The sequence below is a fragment of the Paenibacillus lentimorbus NRRL B-30488 genome (assembly GCF_000411595.1).
In the GTDB taxonomy this organism is placed as follows: domain Bacteria; phylum Bacillota; class Bacilli; order Bacillales; family Bacillaceae; genus Bacillus; species Bacillus velezensis.
In genome coordinates, this window is sequence record NZ_ANAT01000018.1 from 37,328 (window position 1) to 59,662 (window position 22,335).

Annotated in this window: 19 protein-coding genes and 4 pseudogenes; 14 read left to right on the plus strand and 9 right to left on the minus strand. The window is 45.6% G+C overall.

What is annotated here, in order from left to right:
• Nucleotides 1-197 precede the first annotated feature (197 nt).
• Together D368_RS10155 and fdhF are read right to left on the minus strand one after the other, a co-directional pair.
• The gene (locus tag D368_RS10155; protein WP_012117344.1) at nucleotides 198-740 is read right to left on the minus strand and encodes a helical membrane plugin domain-containing protein; all 543 of its coding nucleotides are present in this window, start codon (nucleotides 738-740) and stop codon (nucleotides 198-200) included.
• Entirely contained in the window at nucleotides 733-3,690 is a 2,958-nt protein-coding gene (fdhF, locus tag D368_RS10160) for a formate dehydrogenase subunit alpha (RefSeq protein WP_128574772.1), read from the minus strand. Before fdhF ends, D368_RS10155 begins: the two co-directional genes overlap by 8 nt.
• 163 nt (nucleotides 3,691-3,853) lie before the next feature.
• On the opposite strand from fdhF, the gene D368_RS10165 reads away from it, so the two are divergent.
• The 3 genes from D368_RS10165 (at nucleotide 3,854) to D368_RS10175 (ending at nucleotide 5,099) form a co-directional block, all read left to right on the plus strand.
• Nucleotides 3,854-4,381, plus strand: a complete 528-nt coding sequence (locus D368_RS10165) for a YjgB family protein (RefSeq protein ID WP_128574795.1) — start codon at nucleotides 3,854-3,856, stop codon at nucleotides 4,379-4,381.
• Nucleotides 4,382-4,480: 99 nt separating this feature from the next.
• Entirely contained in the window at nucleotides 4,481-4,882 is a 402-nt protein-coding gene (locus tag D368_RS10170; RefSeq protein ID WP_101562915.1) for a ribosomal maturation YjgA family protein, read from the plus strand.
• 43 nt (nucleotides 4,883-4,925) lie between these two features.
• Complete coding sequence (locus D368_RS10175; RefSeq protein ID WP_012117340.1) at nucleotides 4,926-5,099, plus strand: YjfB family protein; 174 nt, start codon at nucleotides 4,926-4,928, stop codon at nucleotides 5,097-5,099.
• Nucleotides 5,100-5,677: 578 nt separating this feature from the next.
• Here the strand turns inward: D368_RS10175 and D368_RS20115 are convergent.
• Nucleotides 5,678-6,074 (minus strand): annotated as a pseudogene (locus tag D368_RS20115) (MgtC/SapB family protein); the annotation flags it as partial.
• Between the two features lie 362 nt (nucleotides 6,075-6,436).
• Between D368_RS20115 and D368_RS10190 the strand changes: the two are divergent.
• Together D368_RS10190 and D368_RS10195 are read left to right on the plus strand one after the other, a co-directional pair.
• Nucleotides 6,437-6,862, plus strand: coding sequence for a MarR family winged helix-turn-helix transcriptional regulator (locus D368_RS10190; protein ID WP_063636830.1), 426 nt, complete (start codon nucleotides 6,437-6,439; stop codon nucleotides 6,860-6,862).
• A complete protein-coding gene (locus D368_RS10195; protein WP_015388376.1) occupies nucleotides 6,846-7,193 on the plus strand; it encodes a DUF3147 family protein in 348 nt (115 codons plus the stop codon). The genes D368_RS10190 and D368_RS10195 overlap by 17 nt, the downstream gene beginning before the upstream one ends.
• Nucleotides 7,194-7,382: 189 nt before the next feature.
• On the opposite strand, the gene D368_RS10200 is transcribed toward D368_RS10195, so the two are convergent.
• Both D368_RS10200 and D368_RS10205 read right to left on the minus strand, forming a co-directional pair.
• Nucleotides 7,383-8,066, minus strand: a complete 684-nt coding sequence (locus D368_RS10200; protein ID WP_070081657.1) for an HAD family hydrolase — start codon at nucleotides 8,064-8,066, stop codon at nucleotides 7,383-7,385.
• Nucleotides 8,047-8,844, minus strand: a complete 798-nt coding sequence (locus tag D368_RS10205; RefSeq protein WP_128574773.1) for a DeoR/GlpR family DNA-binding transcription regulator — start codon at nucleotides 8,842-8,844, stop codon at nucleotides 8,047-8,049. Before D368_RS10205 ends, D368_RS10200 begins: the two co-directional genes overlap by 20 nt.
• Before the next feature lie 252 nt (nucleotides 8,845-9,096).
• Here D368_RS10205 and lacG point away from each other — a divergent pair, with 252 nt between their 5' ends.
• The 9 genes and pseudogenes from lacG (at nucleotide 9,097) to D368_RS10250 (ending at nucleotide 19,741) form a co-directional block, all read left to right on the plus strand.
• Nucleotides 9,097-10,497 (plus strand): 6-phospho-beta-galactosidase, encoded by a 1,401-nt coding sequence (gene lacG, locus D368_RS10210; RefSeq protein ID WP_003154938.1) that lies wholly within the window; start codon nucleotides 9,097-9,099, stop codon nucleotides 10,495-10,497.
• Between the two features lie 62 nt (nucleotides 10,498-10,559).
• Nucleotides 10,560-10,874, plus strand: coding sequence for a PTS sugar transporter subunit IIA (locus tag D368_RS10215; RefSeq protein ID WP_063636834.1), 315 nt, complete (start codon nucleotides 10,560-10,562; stop codon nucleotides 10,872-10,874).
• 11 nt (nucleotides 10,875-10,885) lie between these two features.
• Complete coding sequence (locus tag D368_RS10220) at nucleotides 10,886-12,592, plus strand: PTS lactose transporter subunit IIBC (RefSeq protein ID WP_128574774.1); 1,707 nt, start codon at nucleotides 10,886-10,888, stop codon at nucleotides 12,590-12,592.
• Between the two features lie 15 nt (nucleotides 12,593-12,607).
• Entirely contained in the window at nucleotides 12,608-13,777 is a 1,170-nt protein-coding gene (locus tag D368_RS10225) for a galactokinase (protein ID WP_128574775.1), read from the plus strand.
• 3 nt (nucleotides 13,778-13,780) lie between these two features.
• Nucleotides 13,781-14,772: pseudogene (gene galE / locus D368_RS10230) on the plus strand (UDP-glucose 4-epimerase GalE).
• Nucleotide 14,773: 1 nt separating this feature from the next.
• Nucleotides 14,774-16,272: pseudogene (galT, locus tag D368_RS10235) on the plus strand (UDP-glucose--hexose-1-phosphate uridylyltransferase).
• A gap of 51 nt (nucleotides 16,273-16,323) precedes the next feature.
• Complete coding sequence (locus tag D368_RS10240) at nucleotides 16,324-17,436, plus strand: glycoside hydrolase family 53 protein (RefSeq protein ID WP_069473341.1); 1,113 nt, start codon at nucleotides 16,324-16,326, stop codon at nucleotides 17,434-17,436.
• 286 nt (nucleotides 17,437-17,722) lie between these two features.
• Nucleotides 17,723-18,196, plus strand: a complete 474-nt coding sequence (locus tag D368_RS10245) for a MarR family transcriptional regulator (protein WP_071391980.1) — start codon at nucleotides 17,723-17,725, stop codon at nucleotides 18,194-18,196.
• A 132-nt stretch (nucleotides 18,197-18,328) separates the two neighbouring features.
• Nucleotides 18,329-19,741, plus strand: coding sequence for an MDR family MFS transporter (locus D368_RS10250; protein ID WP_101562910.1), 1,413 nt, complete (start codon nucleotides 18,329-18,331; stop codon nucleotides 19,739-19,741).
• 99 nt (nucleotides 19,742-19,840) lie between these two features.
• Here D368_RS10250 and D368_RS10255 read toward each other — a convergent pair whose 3' ends face one another.
• The 4 genes and pseudogenes from D368_RS10255 to D368_RS20120 all read right to left on the minus strand — a co-directional run.
• A complete protein-coding gene (locus D368_RS10255) occupies nucleotides 19,841-20,122 on the minus strand; it encodes a putative quinol monooxygenase (RefSeq protein ID WP_003154950.1) in 282 nt (93 codons plus the stop codon).
• 109 nt (nucleotides 20,123-20,231) lie between these two features.
• Nucleotides 20,232-21,152, minus strand: coding sequence for a class A beta-lactamase (bla, locus tag D368_RS10260; RefSeq protein WP_101562909.1), 921 nt, complete (start codon nucleotides 21,150-21,152; stop codon nucleotides 20,232-20,234).
• A 306-nt stretch (nucleotides 21,153-21,458) separates the two neighbouring features.
• Nucleotides 21,459-21,821: a hypothetical protein gene (locus tag D368_RS10265; protein ID WP_128574776.1), complete on the minus strand. Its 363-nt coding sequence runs from the start codon at nucleotides 21,819-21,821 to the stop codon at nucleotides 21,459-21,461.
• Nucleotides 21,822-21,979: 158 nt separating this feature from the next.
• A pseudogene (locus tag D368_RS20120) lies at nucleotides 21,980-22,099 on the minus strand (hypothetical protein); the annotation flags it as partial.
• Nucleotides 22,100-22,335 lie beyond the last annotated feature (236 nt).

Sequence of the window (22,335 nt, forward strand, 5' to 3'; positions counted from 1 at the left end):
TCCTGATTGTTTCATATTTGAATAGTTGACGCACCTTGAATTTTATCCTAGCACATATTTTCAATTTTTTTCTATTCATAACCTTAACTATTAACATAACACAACAAAAGTCATGAATCCGGAGGTGAAATTTCTCCCAAGAAAACAGCAGAAGCGCACAAAAAACCCGAGCCTTCGGCCAGGCTCGGGAGAAATGTTCACTCATTCGTCTGCGGTTTCTGGTGCTGCTTTTGGTCTTCAGGAGGCTGCGTATTTCTTTCCATATCGTCCGTATCAGCGCCCATGCCTTTCAGGAAAGAAAACAGCAGAGTGACGGCCTTGTTGATTTCCGGGTCTTTTAAAGCGCGGACGATATCAAAATAACCCGTCTTCCTGCCGCTGTCTTTTTCTTCGACAGCCTTTGTGACGCCCGCATTGATTTTAACGATAAACGGCTCAAGCTGTTTTACATCGAGCATGCCGAGAACGCCGCTTAACAGCAGGAGATTTTTCAGCATATTGGCCGTTTCCGGCGTATTCGCCTTCTTCACGAGGATATCCATCACTTTGTCTCCTTGGCCGAAGAGCCCGCGCAGAAGCGCCAAAACGCCGCGCTCGTTCATGTGCTGAAGAATGTGCAGAGATTCCAAAATCGCGTCTTTATTTCGTAAAAGAGCCGTCTCAATCTCTTCTAAGTCCTTTTTTCGTTTGTCTTCTTCTGTGACGGTCTGTTTTCGGATACCGCTGATTGCTTTAGCCATTTTGCTGTTTCCCCCTTTTTACGGCGTCTCCCGGAAATACATAATCTTGACGCGCCCATTTCCGATCAACCCGGACACCGATCTGCGGCTGCGGGTTTCCATAACGGAAATTGATTTTCGGAAGCGGATTAACGCCTTCTTTTTTCAAAATCTCCATCTTCGCTGATGTTTCTTTATATGCCGGTGTATCGGTATCCTTATCCGCATAGCTGCTTGTCAAAAGGTTAATGGCGGCGTCTTTTGAATCGTTCATCGGGAGATAGACTTGTTTGCCTTTTACCCTGTCTGTGATGACGCATTTGACTTTCACATTTCCGTACGGTGATGTCAGACGGACAAGCGTTCCGTCTTCCAGCCCTCTTTCTTCGGCGAGTTCGGGAGAGACCTCAAGGAACACACTCGGTGTTTTTTCGGATATTCCTTTTGATCGGTAAGTCAGATTCCCTTCGTGAAAATGCTCGAGCAGCCGCCCGTTATTCACATGGATATCATATTCTTCACCAAATTCTTTCGGCTCGGTCCACTGAACGGGATATAGAATCGCTTTGCCGTCTGAAAACGGGAACTTGTCCGTAAATAAAAGCGGTGAATCGGTTCCGTCCGCTGCAACGGGCCATTGCAGTGAATTGTAGCCTTCGAGACGTTCGTAAGTGACGCCTGCGTAGAGCGGCGAAAGCATTGCCGCTTCTTCCATAATGTCTGCCGGATGTTCATAGCGCCAATCAGCGCCCAGCCGGTTGGCGATGTCCGTAATGATCTGCCAATCAGGCTTTGAATCGCCCAGCGGTTCAAACACTTCGTAAAGGCGCTGCACCCTCCGTTCCGTATTCGTAAACGTCCCTTCTTTTTCAAGGCTCGGGCTTGCCGGGAGCACCACATCGGCGAACTCGGCCGTCCGCGAGAGAAAAATATCCTGCACAACGAAGAAATCAAGCTTTTCAAAGGCGGCATGAACATGGTTGATATTGGAGTCGACAAGCCCCATTTCTTCCCCTTTTACATACATACACTTCAGTTTTCCCGAGTGGATGCCCTCGATCATTTCATGATTTGTCATTCCGATTTCTTTCGGCAGGTCTGTTCCCCAGCCCTGTTCATACTTTTTGCGGGCTTTTTCATCCGTTACTTTTTCATAGCCGGGAAAGCTGTCAGGCATACTGCCGAAATCACTGGCTCCCTGCACGTTATTATGGCCCCGAAGCGGATATGAGCCTGCGCCGGGCTTGCCGTAATTTCCGGTCACAAGAAGCATGTTGGAAATGGCCGTGCTCGTATCACTTCCTCCGATATGCTGGGTGACCCCCATCGCCCACAGTGCGCATACGCTGCCGGCTTCATGAATCATCCGGGCCACTTTGATTAAGGTATTCTTGTCCACACCGGTATGTTTCTCCGCATATTCCATCGTATAAGGTTCAAGGCTTTTCACGAATTCATCTAATCCGTTCACTCTCTCCTTCAGAAATTCAGTATCCGCCAAATCGTGATCAAGCAGATATTTCGATACGGCATTCAGCCAGACAATATCTGATCCGGCACGCGGCTGGAAAAACACGTCGGAGCGCTCGGCCATTTCATGTTTTCGCAAGTCAGCGACGACGAGCTTCTGTCCGTGCAGCTTATGAGAACGTTTAATGCGTGTGGACAGGACGGGGTGAGACTCAGATGTATTTGAACCGATAATCAGCACGAGCTCAGCTTTTTCTATATCTGTAATTGATCCTGAATCGCCGCCGTATCCGACCGTTCTGAACAATCCGGCCGTGGCGGGAGACTGGCAGTAGCGTGAGCAGTTGTCGACATTATTTGTTCCGATAACGGCTCTTGCAAGCTTCTGCATCACGTATGATTCTTCATTCGTGCATTTGGAAGAGGTGATAAAAGCAAGCGCGTCCGGGCCGAAATGTTCTTTTATATCGGTAAATTTATCAGCGATCAGCTGCAGCGCTTCATCCCATTCCGCCTCCCGAAATGAGTCTCCTTCCCGGATAAGCGGTTTGGTAAGGCGCTTTTCACTATTGACGAAATCCCAGCCGAATTTCCCTTTCACACACGTCGAAATTCCATTTGCGGGCGCCTCAGCCTGAGGTTCTACCTTTAAAATGTCTCTTCCTTTCGTCCATATATCAAAACTGCAGCCGACACCGCAGTATGTGCATACGGTTTTCGTTTTCTTGATTCTTTCATCCCGCATGGCCGATTCCATATCCGATATGGCTAAAATTGATCCGTATCCGGTTTCGACGCCTTTTGTGATGTCAATCATCGGCCGAGATGTCTCTTGGCTGATACCTGTTAAATAGCCCGCTTCGCCTTCCATGCCTTTTTCCATCATGGCGTTGCACGGACATACCGTCGAACAATGTCCGCAGGAAACACATGATGATTCATTGATCGGCACATCCTGATCCCAAATGACCCGCGGGCGTTTCCGCTCCCAATCAATGCTTAACGTTTCGGTTACCTGTACGTCCTGACAGGCTTCGACGCAGCGTCCGCACAAAATGCACTGATCGGGATCATATCGGTAAAACGGATTTGATTCATCTTTAGGATACGGTTTTTGATCGAACGGAATGCTTTGATGATTGATTTTCATTTCCTTTACAGTATTATGTACTTCGCAGCTCCCATTGTTGTAATCACAGACCGTACAGTACAATTCATGGTTGTGCAAAATGTTGTCCATGCCGATAATCTGCGCTTTTTTTACATCGGACGAAAGCGTATCGATGACATCTCCGTCCTTTATTTGCGCGGAACACGAACGCACCAGTTCCCCGTTAACATTGACGATACAGGTATCGCACGTTTCAATCGGCCCGAGACTCGGGTGATAACACACGTGCGGTACGTCAATTGAACTATTGTTCAAAAGCTGCAAAACGGTTTGGCCGTCCGGCGCTTCCATTTCAACCCCATTGATTGTAACTTTCTTTGTATCAGCCATTTTCTTTTCCCCTTTCTGTACCCCTCTATACATCCTCTATGATTCCCAACCGGCCTTTCACTAAAACATCTGGTTTATCTCAGGAAACATACGGGTATGAGCGGTAAAAAGGAGGCGTTCACATGTTGAAGAAAAAACACTTGTCACGGGATTATCGGCAGTGATGCTCACGGGATGCGCTTTCGGAGCAGAAGCATTTTCGGATACACAGCCCGTCCATGCCGCAGCCGCTTCAAAAACGGAAAACCAGCGTGCACAAGAACTGGTGAACAGCCTTTACCAATCGGCATTTAAAGGGGAAATGCCGCAAAATGTGAAAGGCCTGAAAATCAACCAAAGCACAAGACAGGACGTTTACGATAAAATCGGCGAGCCGGAACAAAAAGCAGACAGCCGCAATCCATTTGATTTATACAGCTGGAACATGGGAAACCCCGGTTATGGATTTTCCTATCATAAAAACGGAAAAATCTCGGAAATACGCTATTTCGGAACGGGGGTCGAGCGGCGCTTAAACCTCGGCAGCGTCACACCTGACGTCTTAAGCAAACAAATCGGCAGCGCTGACAAAATCCTGACAGTGCCAAAAACGGGTGAAACAGATTACGTCTACCATACGGGGCAGTATGAGCTCCGCTTCGTCATCGGCAGTGATCAAAAAGCAGATCATGTCAACCTAAAAGCCAGATAACGCAAAAAAAGCGGCCTCCCGGGCCGTTTTTTTTCATAGACAGCTTCTCCATTGTTCCTTACAATACATGGGAGTACAAAAAAAGGGGAACAGTGTGAAGTGAATAGACATCCATTGACATACGGAATATGTACCGTTTTTATCATCGCCCTCGGTTTGCTGTCCAGAACCGCATACTTCACCGCCCTATTGCCCGGCATCATAAACGCTTATTTAGGAGATGCCCTGTGGGCGGCCATGATTTTTACAGGATTCGGGCTTTTGTTTCGGCACATCCGGACGGAAACAGCCGCAATTTTGAGCCTCTCGTTTTGCTTTCTGATTGAATGCAGCCAGCTGTATCATGCTCCGTGGATTGACGCGATCAGAAGCAGCACGCTCGGCGGGCTGATCCTCGGCTGGCAATTTATCTGGAGTGACATTTTCGCCTATACCCTCGGGGTTTGCGCTGCCGCACTTTTAGAATGGGCCGTAAAAAGAAACCGCCAGCCCTCTTCATAATCGGAGCACGCCGCCGATATGAAGGGATAAGGAGGTGGAAGCTATGGATATCCCTGCGTTATCAATCGCAATGCATCAGGCATCTCTGGCGCAGAATGTAAATATCGCTTTAACAAAAACGGTCATGCAGCATGCACAGGCTGCGGCGGAAGAAACAGTGAAAATGCTGCCGTCCCAGCACCCGACTGCCGGCCATTCAATTGATGTGAAAGTGTAAAAAAAGATGCCGGATGATAACCGGCGTCTTTTTTTGCCCATTGTACATACACCATACCGGGCATACAGGAATAAGGTAAACGGAACCAACATTTGAAAAGGAGGTTTTCCTCTTGTACGATCCTTTCGATCATGAATACACAGCCGAGAGCCACGAACGGGTGCCATATCATTATCCGCGGCCGCCTTATTATTACCCTAGACCATATCCATACTACCCGCGGCCGCCTTATTATTTCCCCAGACCGTATCCATACTATCCGCGGCCGTATATCCCGTTCTATCCTTGGTATTAATGTTTGAAAAGAAATGACTGCAGACAGGAGGCTTCCCCTGTCTGCTATTCAACTTTGACCGACAGGATATACGGGAGGGCTTGAACTTTCTCCATTACCGCTGCTTTCCCGCTTTTGCTTTTCACCCTTCCCTTCACTTCAAGCACCGCCTTATTCAATTCATAGGACGTAATCAGAATTCCTTTTTCCTCAAGAGAAGTTAAAATATCATGCATGACGGCTTTCTCTTCAATCCTGAAACTGACAGACAAAGAATGCGCCGCCGGTTTAAACAGAAAATTTAACAGTTCAAGCCCGATTAACGCCAAAATCGTGCCGCTGATGCCGATGACATACATACCTGCCCCGATCGTCAGCCCGATCCCCGACGTAGCCCAAATCCCCGCTGCCGTCGTAAGCCCCCGCACGACATGCCGCTGCAAAATAATCGTGCCGGCTCCTAAAAATCCGACACCGCTGACGACCTGCGCCGCCACCCGGCTCGGATCAAAGGACGTATGGCTGTTGGATAACAAATCAAAAAAGCCGTATTTGGAAACGATCATCATCAAGGCGCTGCCGACGGCCACTAAAAAATGCGTCCTCAAACCGGCTTCCTTCGCCCTGAATTCTCTCTCCAATCCAATAAGAGCCCCAAGCAGACCCGCAACCGCCAGACGAATCACAAAATCAAGTTCCATCCGTCTCTCTCCTTTCCTTATCTTCTTACCCGCTTTTTATCCCCCGTATCTTTTTCAATCAGCACAGGACTGCCCTGCTGAAAAAAACTGCATTTGAATATATACTTTGGTTCTTTATCATATTGTCAGTGCTCTTATTTATATGCGGAAGGTATTAAGCTGCCGTTTCTTAAAATAAGGAAAATGACTTATTGAGAGTATATTAAATAAGTTTATTCGTTGAAGCTGCGGCCGCTTGTCTCTTCCAATCTTCTAAAAACAGAACGAATGCCGCTCCCTCATGCTCAAAAATTGCTTTCAATCCGCGAAAATATATCGTAATATAAGATATAATCTTAATAAACGATAAAAGGTGGCTTATGATGTCTAACGAAATTATACGATTAAATGACCTCTGGACAGATATTTACTATCGGCTCCGTTATCAGCACCATGAAAAAATCACTCACCAAGGTGTACGGATTCTGCAAGTCATTCAAAAAGAGAAGGCAGTCGGAATAAAAGACATTGCCGGAGCGATTCAAGTATCGCATAATACCGCTTCGGAACATATAAAGCGGTTACTGAAGAAAAAGTATGTTTATAAAACCAGAAGTGTTGAAGATGAGAGGAAAGTCATTTTAAAACTTACCAGTTTGGGGGCGGATGTCCTTTACCGGCATTCCGGTCTTGATGAAGAAAAGCTTAAACAGCTTCTTTTTGACAACATGAATAATGAAGAACGAACACTTGTCTTAAAAGCATTCAGTTTGATGAAGGAGCGTGCTGAAGATGTTTACGATCGTTAAAATCATTGTCTCCGCTGCTATTATTGGGGTTATCACTGAAATATCAAGAAGAAGCCCGAGTTATGGAGGTATTATAGCGGCTTTACCAATTGTCAGTATGCTGAGCATGATTTGGCTGTACATCCAAGGCGAAACGAAGGAGACATTAAGTCATTTTGCATTCAGCGTGGCTTCCGGCATCCCCTCTACAGTCATTATGCTGGTCATTATCGGCATCGCCCTTCGCCATTCACTGTCTTTCATTGCCGCATCAGGGCTTGGACTTACAGGATGGCTGGTTTTCTTGTATGCTCAGGATTTTATCGTGAAACATATAAACAGTCAGCAATAGGCACCTTGGCGCTTCTTTGGAAGAAATACGAGGAATTAAAAAGACAGGGATATCCCTGTCTTAAAAGTGACTCCGAATAAAAAGCGAAACTCCTTTCTTCACGAGAAGCGCCAAACACAAAAACATCCCGTGTTGCGAACGGAGTCTGCAGCCTGTACAGCCATACCCGCATGAAAACCGGCTGATCTCTCAAACAGAATGTCCGGCAATCACCTCAAAAAACGAGGTGAAATCTGTCAGTATCCCGTCACCCGCCAGCTGTTTTTCTTCAAATAGCGCGCGGTTTTTTCCGAGCGGGTCAATGGCCATAATCTTGCCCGCACCTGCTTTTTTTGCCGCTGTGAGCCCTGAAAAGGCATCTTCAATGACTAAGCATTCTTCAGGTTTGAGGCCTAATTTTTCCGATGCGATGAGAAAAATATCCGGCGCCGGTTTTCCGGGGAAGCTCCCGTCATCAAACGTGACTTTGTCAAAATCAAACCACTGATCCAAATGAAAGACGTCAAAGTAAAACTCGACATTTTCCTTTACCGTAGCCGTGGCGATGGTCATCGGTGTTTCCGATTTTTTCAGATGGTTCAATACGCCGGTCAGTCCCTTCGTCAGCTTTAACTCGTCTTTGTTTTCAAGGCATAATTCTCTGTAGTAGGCTTCTTTTTCAAAAGACAGCTTCTTGATTTCTTCATTTGTTAAATCGCCGGAAATAAAATACGTCAGGATTTCACTGTTTGTTCTCCCGTGAATGTTAACGAAAATGTCTTCATCAGAAATGGTTTTCGGTGCGTATTTTTTCACCATGAAAAACCATGCTTTTTCGTGCAGATGCGAATCTTGAAACATCGTGCCGTTGAAATCAAAAATAACCCCTTTCATCGAACCGCCCGCCTTTTTTATTTTTTGCGATTTTGACATCTACATATTGCTCGTAATGAATTTGAACATCTTTCATGACTTTATCATCCGTAATCAGATAGTCCATATCGTGCAAGTTATAGAACACGTAAAAATCTTCCCGGTTGAATTTTTTATTATCCGCCAGCAAAAATTTCGTCCGCGAATTATTCAGCGCGATTTGGTGAGCTTCCCCTTCTTCAATGCTGTAAGAAGAAATCTCATCATTATGTATGCCGTTGGCGCTGATGAAAGCCTTCGTAAAATTGAATTTCTGCAGATTGCCGTTCACGATGGGGCCGACGAAGGCACCGGTATTTTTTCGGAAGTCGCCTCCAATCAGGATGGTATCCGCAATGTCGCCATGTTTCAAAATATCAAATACGGGATAGTTGTTTGTGATAATCCTGATTCGCTTATGCAGCAGGTGTTTGGCTAAAAGTTCAATCGTCGTGCCGGGCCCTAAAAAAACGGTATCGCCGTCATTTACATAGGAAGCTGCGAGTTCCGCGATCTTCCCCTTCTCCTCCATTTGAACACCCAGTTTTTCATTATGCGATAATTCGTGATCAATGGAATAAGATATGCTCTGTGCGCCTCCGTGAATACGTACGATTTTTCCGGCCTTATCCAGCTCGTCCAGATCTCTTCTCACTGTCATATCAGAAACTTCCAGTTCATCGATAATATCACTCACCGTAATAAACCCCCGCGAGTTTACAATATCGATGATTTTTAAAAGCCGCTCTTTTTTTAACATGTTCAATCATCCCCTCAACTTTACACACAATCTAACATACTGCGGCAATCCGGTCAACAAAAATAAACATTAACAAACAACATAATCAACATGTAAAACAACGAAAAACTTATATAACCTCTATAAACGCAGATGTTATTTCTTTATGAAGCTATTGACAACAAAAATGTATGCGTTTACTATTAAACAAAAGATAACAATTACAAACATTAACAAACTCCGATTCACACATTGGCGAAGGAGGATTCAGTAATGCTCAAATTACCTCATGACTTTATTTTCGGCGGGGCGACTGCGGCATATCAAGCGGAAGGCGCCACAAAAGAAGGCGGCAAAGGGCCTGTGGCCTGGGATGAATTTCTTGAAAAACAGGGAAGATTCAGCCCTGATCCGGCAAGTGATTTTTACCGCCAGTTTCCGGAAGATATTAAACTATGTGAAAAATTCGGAATAAACGGCATCCGCCTTTCTATAGCCTGGACGAGAATTTTCCCTGACGGCACGGGCAAAATCAATCAGGAAGGTGTTGATTACTATCATCGTATTTTCTCAGAGTGCCATAAACGCAACGTCACCCCTTTTGTCACGCTGCATCATTTCGATACACCGAAAGGATTATTTGATCAGGGAGATTTCCTCAACCGCGCTGCAATAGAAGCGTTCGTCAGCTATGCGGAGTTTTGCTTTAAAGAATTCAGCGAAATCAGATATTGGAGCACGTTTAACGAAATTTATCCCACAGCCACCAACCAGTATTTACTCGGGGTTTTCCCGCCATCTGTTAAAAGTGATATCACAAAAGTCATTCAATGCCTCCATCACATGATGGTAGCGCATGCGATGACCGTCAATCTTTTTAAAGACGGCGGTTATCCGGGAGAAATCGGGGTCGTCCACTCATTGGAAACAAAATATCCCGCCAGCGGCACAGAAGAAGACCGCCACGCCTGTTTTCTGGATGACGCGTTATCAGTGAGATTCCTCCTCGATGCCACCTACCTCGGCTATTATTCTGAGGAAACCATGCGTGCTCTGGATGAAATCTGTGAGGCAAACGGCGCTTCATACGAGTTTTCAGACAGTGACTTTGACGTGATGAAAAAAGCCTCAACGCGCAATGATTATCTCGGCATCAATCATTATCAATGCCATTTCGTCAAAGCGTACGACGGAGAAACCGTTATTCACCATAACGGAACGGGCGATAAGGGCACTTCGGTCTATAAAGTAAAAGGAATCGGCGAAAGAATTTACAAAGAAGGCCTGAAGCGGACCGATTGGGACTGGCTCATTTACCCTGAAGGCATGTATGACATGCTGATGCGCATCAAACGGGACTATCCGCAATATAACAAAATTTACATTACCGAAAACGGCATGGGCTATAAAGATGAGTTTGAAGACGGCATCATTATGGATAAGGCAAGAATCGACTATTTAAAAGTATATTTAGAAGCCGTCAGTAAAGCGATTACCGACGGAGTCAATGTAAAAGGGTACTTCTTATGGTCCTTAATGGATTTATTTTCATGGACCAACGGCTACAACAAACGTTACGGTCTTTTTTACGTCGACTTCGACACCCAAAAACGGTATCCGAAAGAATCGGCCTACTGGTACAAACTTGTAAGTGAAACAAAAACAATCATTTAACGATCATACATGGTGAAAAGAGTATCTTTTCATCATGTGTGCCATCTTTAGGAGGTTTTTTCATGACAAAGGAAGAATTGCAGATGCTCGGTTTTGAAATCGTCGCCTATGCCGGCGACGCCAGAAGCACTTTATTGAAAGTCCTGAAAGAAGTCCGTGGCGGAAACTTCGAAAACACGGAAGCAGCATTGAAAAGCGCCGATGAAAATTTAACCCTCGCCCACAATGCGCAAACGAAAATGTTAGCTGAAGAAGCTGACGGCAAGGACATGGAATTAGGGTTTATTTTCGTTCACGGTCAGGACCACTTGATGACAACCCTTTTGCTCCGTGATCTTATTCAGGATTTTATAGAACTCTACCGAAGCCGCCGATAAGGAGTGGAAAAATGAACGGTATCATCAAGCAAATCGAAAAGGGAAAACCGTTTTTTGAAAAAATCTCAAGAAACATTTATTTAGGCGCGATCCGCGACGGCTTCTTAACTGCCATGCCGGTTATTTTATTCGCCAGCATTTTCATCCTCACCGCCGCTGTGCCGGAAGTGTTGGGTTTCACTTGGCCTAAAAGTGTTTCTGAATGGCTTTGGAAAGTTTATAACTATTCAATGGGCGCCCTCGGTCTGATCGTTGCGGCAACAAGTGCGAAATGCCTGAGTGAATCAATGAACCGAAAAATGCCGAAAAACAAAGGGATCAACCCCGTTTCAGCGTTGCTTGCTTCAGTCGTCGGGTTTCTCATTTTAAGCGTCACTCAAATCGACGGCGGATTCTCCACGGAATATCTCGGCACAAAAGGTCTTTTAGCCGCTTTTGTATCCGCTTTCATAACAGTGAACGTTTACAGATTCTGCGTGCTGAAAAATATTACGATTAAAATGCCCAAAGAAGTGCCGGGTACCATTTCACAAACATTTAAAGATGTTTTTCCGTTCGCTTTTTCCGTTTTGGCCATGGTGATCGTTGATTTATTGATCAGGAATACGCTGAACGTATCTTTTGCAGAGGCTCTCTCCTCTCTCTTATCGCCGTTTTTTACCGCCGCAGACGGTTATCTCGGGATTTGTGTCATTTGGGGAATGATGGCGCTGTTCTGGTTTGTCGGCGTTCACGGACCATCTATTGTGGAGCCGGCCATCGCAGCTATTATTTACGCAAATGTGGAGGCGAACCTGCAGCTTCATAATGCCGGTGAGCAGGCGTCCAACGTGCTGACCGTCGGACTCGGGAACTTCGTCGGCACAATGGGAGGAACCGGCGCAACCCTTGTTGTTCCGTTTATCTTTCTGCTTTTCGCAAAATCCAAGCAATTGAAAGCAGTCGGAAAAGCATCCGCAGTTCCGGTGTCTTTCGCAGTAAACGAACCTCTTCTCTTTGCTGCGCCGATCATTTTAAATCCTTATTTTTTCATTCCGTTTGTTGTAACGCCGATGGTGAATGTCTGTCTGTTTAAATTTTTCGTGGATGTCATCGGAATGAACAGTTTTATGTATGTTCTTCCGTGGGCCACCCCGGCGCCCGCCGGCTTGATTCTCGGAACCGGCATGGGGCTCTCGGCTTTTGTTCTGACGGCTGTATTAATCATTGTCGATTTCCTGATATACCTGCCATTCTGTAAAGCTTATGACAAAGTATTAGCGGCGGAAGAAGCCCAACATACCGAGCCTGAAACCGCGCCGCAAAAATCCCGGGAGATACAGCCCGTAATAGTCGGCGCCTCAGAAGACGCGGCTTCCGTCATCAGCACAAATTTTCAGGAATCCTCATCCGCCTTGGAACACGGCACCAATGTGTTAGTGCTGTGCGCCGGAGCGGGAACGAGCGCCATGCTTGCGAACGCACTGACAGAAGGAGCCGAAGAATACAACGTGCCGATCACCGCCTCAGCAGGCGCCTACGGATCCCATTACGACATCATGAAAGACTTCGATATGATCATTTTGGCTCCGCAAGTCGGCTCTTATTATGATGACATTAAAGAAGATGCGGACCGCCTGCATGTGAAACTCATCGCAACGAAAGGAGCGGAATATATCAGCCTCACCAGAAATTCACAAAAAGCCATTCAGTTCATACTGGAGCATACCTCAAAATAGAATCGGAGGTTTATCATGGATGCCAAACTTTTGAAATCAAGATTCGAAGACATTTTCAAGAGAAGTAACGGAGAACTGTTTTTCGCACCCGGCCGGATCAACCTGATCGGGGAACATACGGATTATATAGGCGGCCACGTTCTTCCATGCGCGATTACGATCGGAACATATGCCGTATGCGCAAAACGCGAAGATCACCAGATCCGGTTATACTCAGAAAACTTTCCTGACAGCGGCATTGTCTGCCTTGATCTTTCCGCCACAGCATACAAAAAAGAAGACGGCTGGGCCAATTATCCGAAGGGGATGATCCATTATCTTCTTGAAGCCGGCGGCCAAATAGACAGCGGAATGGATATTCTTTTTCACGGTACGATTCCAAACGGAGCCGGTTTAAGCTCCTCTGCTTCCATTGAAATGTTAACCGGTTCCATTTTAAGAAAGTTATTCAGCCTGGATGTTTCCGATACTGAACTGGCGCTTATCGGAAAAAGAGTCGAAAATGAATTTATCGGCGTGAATTCAGGGATTATGGATCAATTCGCAGTGCAAAAAGGCAAAAAGAACATGGCCATTCTGTTAAACTGCGATAAGCTTGAGCACGAAATGATTCCGGCTGCTTTTAACGGATATAAAATCGTCATTATGAATACGAACAAGCGCCGGGAGCTGGCGGCTTCAAAGTATAATGAACGCCGCAGCGAATGCGACGCGGCTCTCACGGAACTGCGGCAATATCGGAATATCGCATCACTTGCGGAATTGACGGGAGAAGAATTCAACAAACTCGAACCCCTTCTCTCCTGTGAAACTTTGCGTAAAAGAGCCCGGCACGCGGTCAATGAAAACGAGCGGACCCTCTCAGCCGCGGAAGCTCTCAAATCGAATGATTTGAAAACGTTCGGGGAGCTGATGAATGCGTCCCACCGTTCGTTACGCGATGATTATGAAGTGACCGGTGACGAATTAGACGCGCTCGCTGAAGCAGCCTGGAAAGAAGGAGCACTCGGAGCGCGGATGACGGGCGCGGGGTTCGGCGGCTGCGCCATAGCCATTGTGGAAAGTGAAGAAACCGCCGGCTTTATCCGCGCCGTTTCATCTCAATACCGCAGCAGGACAGGTCTTGAAGCTTCTTTCTACATCGCGGATATAAGCGATGGCGCGGCTGAATGGAGGGGAAAATAAATCATGGCGATTCTCGTTCTCGGCGGAGCCGGCTATATCGGTTCTCATGCGGTTGATCAATTAGTAAACAAAGGATTTAAAACGATAGCTGTGGATAATCTCCAGACAGGCCACCGGAAAGCCGTTCATGAAAAAGCCGTTTTTTACCATGGAGATATCCGTGACAAACCGTTTCTTCGCTCTGTGTTTGCGAAGGAGAACGTAACAGGCGTTCTCCATTTTGCCGCTCAATCCCTTGTCGGCGAATCAATGAAAGACCCTCTTTCATATTTCAATAATAATGTGTACGGTACGCAAATTACGCTGGAGGTCATGCAGGAATTCGGGGTGAAACACATTGTGTTTTCTTCATCCGCCGCTGTTTACGGCGAACCTGAAAAAGTGCCCATCACAGAAGACATGCCTGAAAAGCCGGAAAGCGCATACGGCGAATCAAAACTCATGGCAGAAAAATGCTGAAGTGGTGTGAAACCGCCTGCGGCATAAAATATGTCTCGCTTCGGTATTTTAACGTTGCCGGCGCGAAAACGGACGGTTCCATCGGAGAAGATCATCATCCGGAAACCCACCTTATCCCTATCCTTTTACAAACCGCGCTCGGTCAGCGCGAGGAGGTTTTGATATTCGGCACTGACTATGATACAAAAGACGGCACGTGCATTCGCGATTATGTTCATGTTTCCGATTTAATCGATGCCCATATTCTCGCTCTGGAATATTTGCAAAACGGCGGAGACAGCGGCATTTTCAATTTAGGATCAAGCAGCGGGTTTTCTGTATCAGAAATGGCGGAAGCGGCCCGGCAAGTGACCGAAAGAGACATAAAAGTAAGAGCGGCCGCAAGAAGACCCGGTGATCCAAGCGCCCTCATCGCTTCCAGCGATAAAGCGCGGAACATTCTCGGCTGGAATCCGAAACAAACGGACATATCGGAAATCATTGCGTCAGCATGGAATTGGCATCGGCATCATCCTAACGGATACAAGGACAAATGAAATGGAGGCGGCGGTCATTGACGTTTTTGAATCAGTGGCAGGGTTTCTGAAAGAAAGCACTGTCTTAGGCGACATAAATGGAACAGATGTGATTTATACAAGAAACAGACTTCTCGATCTGCTCGGACTGACGGATTATGCAGAACCGAAACGTATCAAGAAACAAAACAGGCTTCACTATGTGGACGAAATGGTGAAAGACGCGGTAAAACGGTCAATCATAAACGATACGCCGGCTGAAAGAGACATGCTGGGAAGCAGAATCATGGACGTGATCACACCGGCCCCTTCTCTGATCAATGCCGCCTTCAGCGAATTGTTATCAGATTGCCCGAAAAAAGCAACAGATTATTTTTACCGACTGAGCCAAAACAACGACTATATTAAGACGCGGGCCATTCGAAAAAATATCGTGTACCGCTCAATAACACCTTTTGGGGAATTGGACATCACCATTAATCTATCAAAACCGGAAAAAGACCCCAAAGACATCGCCGCGGTAAAAACAGTCCGGAAAACCGGTATCCGAAATGCCTGCTCTGTATGGAAAACGAGGGGTATGCCGGAACACCGCATCACCCCGCCCGTTCAAACCACCGCATCATCAGGCTTGACTTAGCGGGAGAACAGTGGGGGTTTCAATACTCTCCTTATGCGTATTACAGCGAGCATGCCATCTTTCTTTCAAGCGTGCACAAGCCGATGAACATCAGCTGTGGCAGCTTCAGAAGGCTTCTGGCCATTACGGAAATCTTCCCACATTATTTTGCGGGATCAAACGCAGACTTGCCGATCGTAGGAGGTTCCATTCTTTCACACGATCATTATCAAGGCGGCGCCCATGAGTTTCCGATGGCAAAAGCGGGTTCCCTCTACCCTTTTCATATGCGTCATTTTCCAGACGTTCAGGCCGAAACCGTAAAGTGGCCGGTATCAGTGATCCGCCTTCGCGCAAAAGATCCGGATTTGCTGACAGATGCCGCTGCGTATGTTTTTGAAAAGTGGCGGGAATATTCAGACGAAACCGTCAGCATCATCGCGAAGACAAATGAACCCCATAATACCGTCACCCCGATTGCCAGACGCAGGGGAACGGATTTTGAAATTGATCTCGCTCTCAGAAACAACCGCACCTCCGAAGATTATCCGGATGGCATTTTTCATCCGCATCAAGACGTTCATCACATCAAAAAAGAAAATATCGGTCTGATTGAAGTGATGGGGCTCGCCGTTTTACCTCCCCGCCTGAAAGATGAGCTGGCAGAAGTGAAAAAGTATTTACTGAATGAACCTCATGACATCAAGGACATTCATCTTCCGTGGGCCGAAAACATCAAAGCGGATAAAGACGTGACACCGGAAAATGCAGCCGCTGTTTTACAAAAAGAAACCGCGAATGTATTTTTACGCGCGCTGACCGATGCAGGCGTTTTTAAAATGACACCCGAAGGAATTCAGGCGTTTCAGCGTTTCACGACGTTATTGGAGAATGGCAGCTGAAACATTCAGAGTGAAATCAATCAACAATCTTTTTTATCAGGAGGTATTGTGATGTTCAAAAACCGATTGAAACGTGTATTTGTAAACGCAATCTGTCTTTCTCTCATTTTCACCGCTTTTACATTCTTTGAGAAGTCTCCTAAAGCAAAAGCGGATGCCCCGTTTGCCTATGGCGCGGATATAGGATGGCTGAAACAAATGGAGGATGAAGGTGTGCGCTGGCTGGATGACGGCGGGAAACAGAAAGATGCCTTGCAGATTCTTAAAGATCACGGAATAAATGCCGTGAGACTGAGAGTGTTTGTGAATCCGCCAAGCAGCTATTATTGGCTGAAAGACGGCACAACATGGACCATGCTCGGCTATAGTGACAAAGCGGGCGTACTTGCGGCGGCCAAAAGGGCAAAAGCGTTAGGAATGAAAGTAATGGTTGACTTCCATTACAGTGACGTGTTCGCTGATCCCGGCCACCAGATCAAGCCGAACCAATGGACCGGCTATTCAAACAGCCAGCTGCAGGCAGCCGTGTATAACCATACATACGATGTCATGAAAGAACTTAAAAATCACGGCATCTCCCCTGATTGGGTGCAAGTAGGAAATGAAATGAATTCAGGAATTTTACTGCCCGACGGCAGCACGAGCGATTTCAGCAAATTGACCGGCTTACTGAACAAAGGCTATGACGCCGTGAAATCCGTCAGCCCGGCCACCAAGGTAATCAGCCATTTGGCACACGGCACGGACAACAGCCTATTCAGATGGTGGTTTGATCAATTCTTTAAAAACGGAGGAAAAACCGACATCATCGGCGTTTCGTTCTATCCCTATTGGGAAGGTAAGCCGTACTGGGAGCTCACCGGCCATTTATCATCTAATTTGAATGATATCGCCTCACGCTACAACAAGGAAGTCATGGTGGTTGAACTGGGCGGAGATGAAAATAATCCGAAAGATTCCTACTGGACCATAAAAGACACCATAAAACTGGTGAAAGCCGTTCCGAACGGCAAAGGAACCGGCGTATTTTACTGGGAACCCGAAGCTCACTCCAGCGTTCTGTCAGACGCATATCCATTAGGCGCAACCGCCAAAGTGTCTAAAAACGTCTTGAAATACACAACCGCAATTGACGCTTTTCATGACGCCGCAACAGGAAAATGATTGATGCAATTCTAAAGCAGGCTCTTTTCGCAGCCTGCTTTTTTGTAAGGCTGCAGAGTTGGCCTGTTATGAAAAAGAGCAAGTAACGAATACGGAAAGAAACATACCCGAAAAACCACGTTTCGGTTAAAAAACCGCTTTTTAAATAAAAAACTTCTTCTGTTCCCCCTCCTTCTTAATTTCTGCGCACTATCTCTCAGTTCCTAAATAATAACTTTACGATTGTTGAAAAAGAAACAAACATTTTATAATATTGTGTAAGCACCACCAAGCAGGAGGACGGGCCATGGACAAAAAAGAACAGCTCCTCACGAATTTCAGGGACTTTTTTAACAAGATGGTGTGGCTGAATAGGCTGAAGATGGAAGAAAGCCTTAAGGGGCATAAACCTTCTGAAGTGCATTGCATCGAATTCATCGAAAAAATTGAAGAGGCCAATGTGACAAAACTTGCGGAGTCCCTTTATATGACAAGAGGCGCTATAAGTAAATTAACGAAGAAGCTTATCAATAAAGGCCTTATCGAAAGCTATCAGAAGCCGCTTAACAAGAAAGAAATCTATTTCAGGCTTACCGAGCAAGGAAAAGTCATTTATAAAATTCACGAGGAATTGCACAAAGAGTTTCAAGAACGGGACAAAATCGTGTTTGAACAAGTAACTGATGAACAATTTGACACGATGCTGAGCTTCGTGGAAACATACAGCAGGCATTTGGATTCAGAAATAAAGAAACTTGGTGCAGACATCAAATCGGAATAAAACCATAGGCAGCCCCGCTCCATGAAAACGGGCTGCCTTTTTATATCCCTCTTATTGTTGACAAAGAAACAAAATCACTCTATTATTTTGTTGACAAGGAAACAAATACAGCAATTTTGAGAGGAGAATAATATGTCAACACATAAAAGAAAGGAACTTCGGATGCCAAAAGAAGTTCTCACAGCCGCCTGGGCTATTGCACTGGGAGCAATTGCTCCAATGCTTGACTCTACGATGGTAAACATCGCCATCGCCAAACTGACCAAAGACTTCAACACAACATTGGATACCATTCAGTGGTCCGTTACAGGCTATATGTTAGCACTTGCGATTGCAGTACCCGTATCCGGCTGGCTTATGAATAAATATAACGGTAAGAAAATCTTCATCGGCTCAGTCATCGCCTTTGGTGTCATTTCTGTTTTTGCGGGAATGAGCCGTGACGTTTCCAGCTTCATCTTCTTCCGTTTGCTTCAAGGATTCAGCGCCGGCATTATCACTCCGCTTATGTCAACACTCTTGGTTAAAACGGCAGGTCCGGAAAACCTGGGAAAAGTGATGGCAATTGTCAGCACCCCTATGATCTTCGGCCCGATCTTAGGACCTGTCATCGGAGGCTTCATCGTCCAAGGCGCTTCATGGCATTGGATTTTTTACATCAACGTGTTCATCACTTTGATTGCCGCACCGCTTATGATGAAAACCATTCCAGACTTTGAACCATTCAACAAAGATCGTAAACTCGATATTTTCGGGATTATCAATTTGTCATTAATGAGCGCGGCATTGATGTACGGTATTACGAAAGCGGCGGATCATGCATCATTTAACAATAGCGACACCATTTTATGGGCGGGCATCGGTCTTGTTTCAGCAGTCATTTATCTTGTATATAATCTGATCAAGAAAAACCAAACCGTGCTGCCTATGAATTTGTTTGCAAACAAGAGCTTCTTAGCTTCTTCAATTGGGTTGTTCTTAGCGAATATTGCCATCATGGGGCCGATGTTAATACTTCCGCTGTTTTTTCAAAACATTCGTCAGTTCACGGCAGTCGGAGCAGCACTCGCTTTAATCCCTCAAGGAGTCGGAATGCTCGTGACTCGTCCGCTGATCGGAAAAATGATTGATAAGATCGGTGCGAAATACGTGGTTACGGTCAGTCTTGTTCTTTCGCTGATCGGATCTATCCCCCTTATTTTTATCACCGATAACACAAGTATGATTTGGATTTCCGTCGTATTATTTATCCGCGGCACCAGTTTTGGAGGAATTATGCTCCCATTCATGAGTGACGCTTATACAGGTCTTGACAGCAAACAGCTTCCGGAAGCAGGTGTCGGTATTCATATGATTGAAAACCTCGGTTCCAGCTTTGGGTCAGCTGTGATCGCAACCGTTACCGCAACTGTCATACAAGGATTGCAGCCAACGATTCCGAACAGTTTAAAAGGCTACCATGCCGGATTCTTAGTATCCGTCATCATCCTTGCGGCCATCTTCATTCCAAGTCTGTTCCTTACCCATAAAAAGACTGCGATATAAAGAACTTTTCAAAGTAAAAAACCCTTGCGCAGCAAGGGTTTTAATGAATGAAACTGATGATTGTTACCGGCAGAGTCAGCCAACAACATACAAAGCCTTTTACTCATTCACATTGCTTTTCATTAACCATTCTACTTCCGTTAATTCTTGTTTTTGAACGTCTTTTGTGTGCTTTTTCGTAAAATGGACTTTAACAGCTTCTTCGTTTTCCCAAATCTCCCAAAGCATAATTTTGCGTTCTGATGGTTCAAGCGGATGAGCATGGAACTGAATACAGCCTTCTTCTTTGTTCGTTTCTTCCTCAAGTTTTTTGAATTCCTTCATTATTTCATTAAGGTCTTTATCACTGATAATTTTTAAGCATGCCGTTATGTAATGCATCGAAACTCCCCCTCTTCCCATCATTTTATGGCTTTACATTATAACATCGAAACCGGCATACCGCATTCTCAACATATAAAAAACCGTCCATAAAAATGAACGGCAATGTTTATTTAAGATCATTAAGAGCGACTTTTGCAGCCTCAGCGATAAGAGCATTATGATAATCGGCATCTTCCGTAAATCGGTTTGACAGGATTGCCAAAACAATCGGGGCTCTGTCAGGCGGCCACACGATCGCAATGTCGTTTCGCGTCCCGTAACTTCCGGCTCCGGATTTATCGCCGACTTCCCATCCTGCAGGAGCGCCTGCCCGAATCAGTTCATCGCCGGTAGCGTTGCCCCGCATCCAATCCGTTAAGATCGTGCGCTTGTCAGTCGTGAGAGTGTTACCCAAAGTGAACGCTTTAAGATCGGTTGCCAGTGCCTTTGCTGTGCTTGTGTCACGACGATCCCCGGGAATCGCAGAGTTTAGATCCGTCTCGAATCGATCCGCTTTCGTTACATGATCCCCGATCTGTTTCAATGACTTTTCGAAACCTTTAGGGCCGCCAAGCTGCTGCAGCAATAGGTTCCCGGCAGTATTATCGCTGTAACGGACAGCGGCTTCTGAGATTTCTTTCAGGCTCATGCCTGTATCCAGGTGTTTTTCTGTGATTGGAGAATATGTAACTAAATCGTCTTTGCTGTAGCGGATGATGGCATTAAGTTTTTCATTTGAGCTTTTCTTCAGAACAGCAGCTGCGGCCAGAACTTTATAGGTTGATGCGTAAGCAAACCGCTCATTCGGGCGATAGGCGATTGTCTTGTTTGAACCCGTATCAATCGCATAAACCCCAAGCCTGGCATCAAATTTTTTCTCAAGCTGAACAAATTTTTGATTCGTTATACAGCTTGTCATTTTTGTGTTTTCTATAGACTTCGCTTCAGCATGCGCTGAGCCGAATAAAGGATTGAAACCGGTAAAGCTTAAACATAAAAGTCCAATGCATAGTCCAACTTGTATTCTCGTTTTATTTTTCACATCCAGACCTCCTCATTATAATGTTTTTGTATACATCTTCTAATTAACATTACAAACAGGATGAAAGTCAATATATTTCCTGTGAGATGTTTTCCGTGACAGTTAGGAAAGCAGCTGAAATTTTAATTTCCGGCAGATATTTCGAGAAGAACCCATGTGATACAGCGTTTGATTTCTTGCCGGAGCCGCCCCGCCGCTCTACCCGAATTCATTTTGCCATCTGGACCACGCGGCGGAAGCAGGCGGCGCAACGGCCGCCGCTCTCATAAGTAACACAATTGATAAATAATTGACTGAATCGTTTTTTCACCGTCATTGCTTCCCCTGTTTTTTATATTCTGCGATTTCCTTAGGGGTAGCCTTTCGGACTCCGTCTGTGTCTGTCCTGTTTGCCACTTGAACGCCTTCCATGTTTTTTATCTCGCTGACGACTCCCAAATGCTCTAAATACACACGATCACCAATCTTGAAACGATTCAGTTTGGCCCGCTCCTCTGTCATGCTCCTGTATTCAGTCGCGGCTTTCATTTTTAATTCAGCCAGACACATTTGACAAAGGGTTACTGTTACAGAATTGCCGTTAAAATCAGTAAACGAAACCGATCTGACAGATTCCTTTCCCGGGTGCATCGTGCATGTTTTCTTCATAGGTGATGGCCGTGTAAATTCAATCATTCCGCTTCCTCCTCAAAAAAAGTCTTTTCGTCCCTCTGACATAACTCGGATGAATGGGAAGTTCCATACACCCGCATTCGAACTGTCACAACACATGGAGATTGCCTTTCCTTCGCCGTCTGACGGATTTTCATACATCCTTCATTGCTGTAAGCCTATATTCCTTTATATTCCCAATGCCCGCCGCATTTCCCTGTTATGATGAAGTTTTTAAAACTGTTGACCAGTTGCCGCATGTTGGTTCCATGCGAGAAGCCGTATCCCAATTCATAGGGGTGAATTTCAGCCCTCTCATATGTGTGTATGCTTTGTAAAGGAGGTGCATCACATGATGTTCTAACAACCGTTCAAATTAAACAGAGTGATTTAGTCGACAAAAAGATTGCCGATAGTAAAAAGAACGGTGAATCTAAAAACAATTGATCTTTCTGAATATGAATTGCTGGTCAACGCATATTTCAAATTAATAAGATAAATAAAATAGACCCCCTCAAAGTTAATGGTGAGGGGGTCT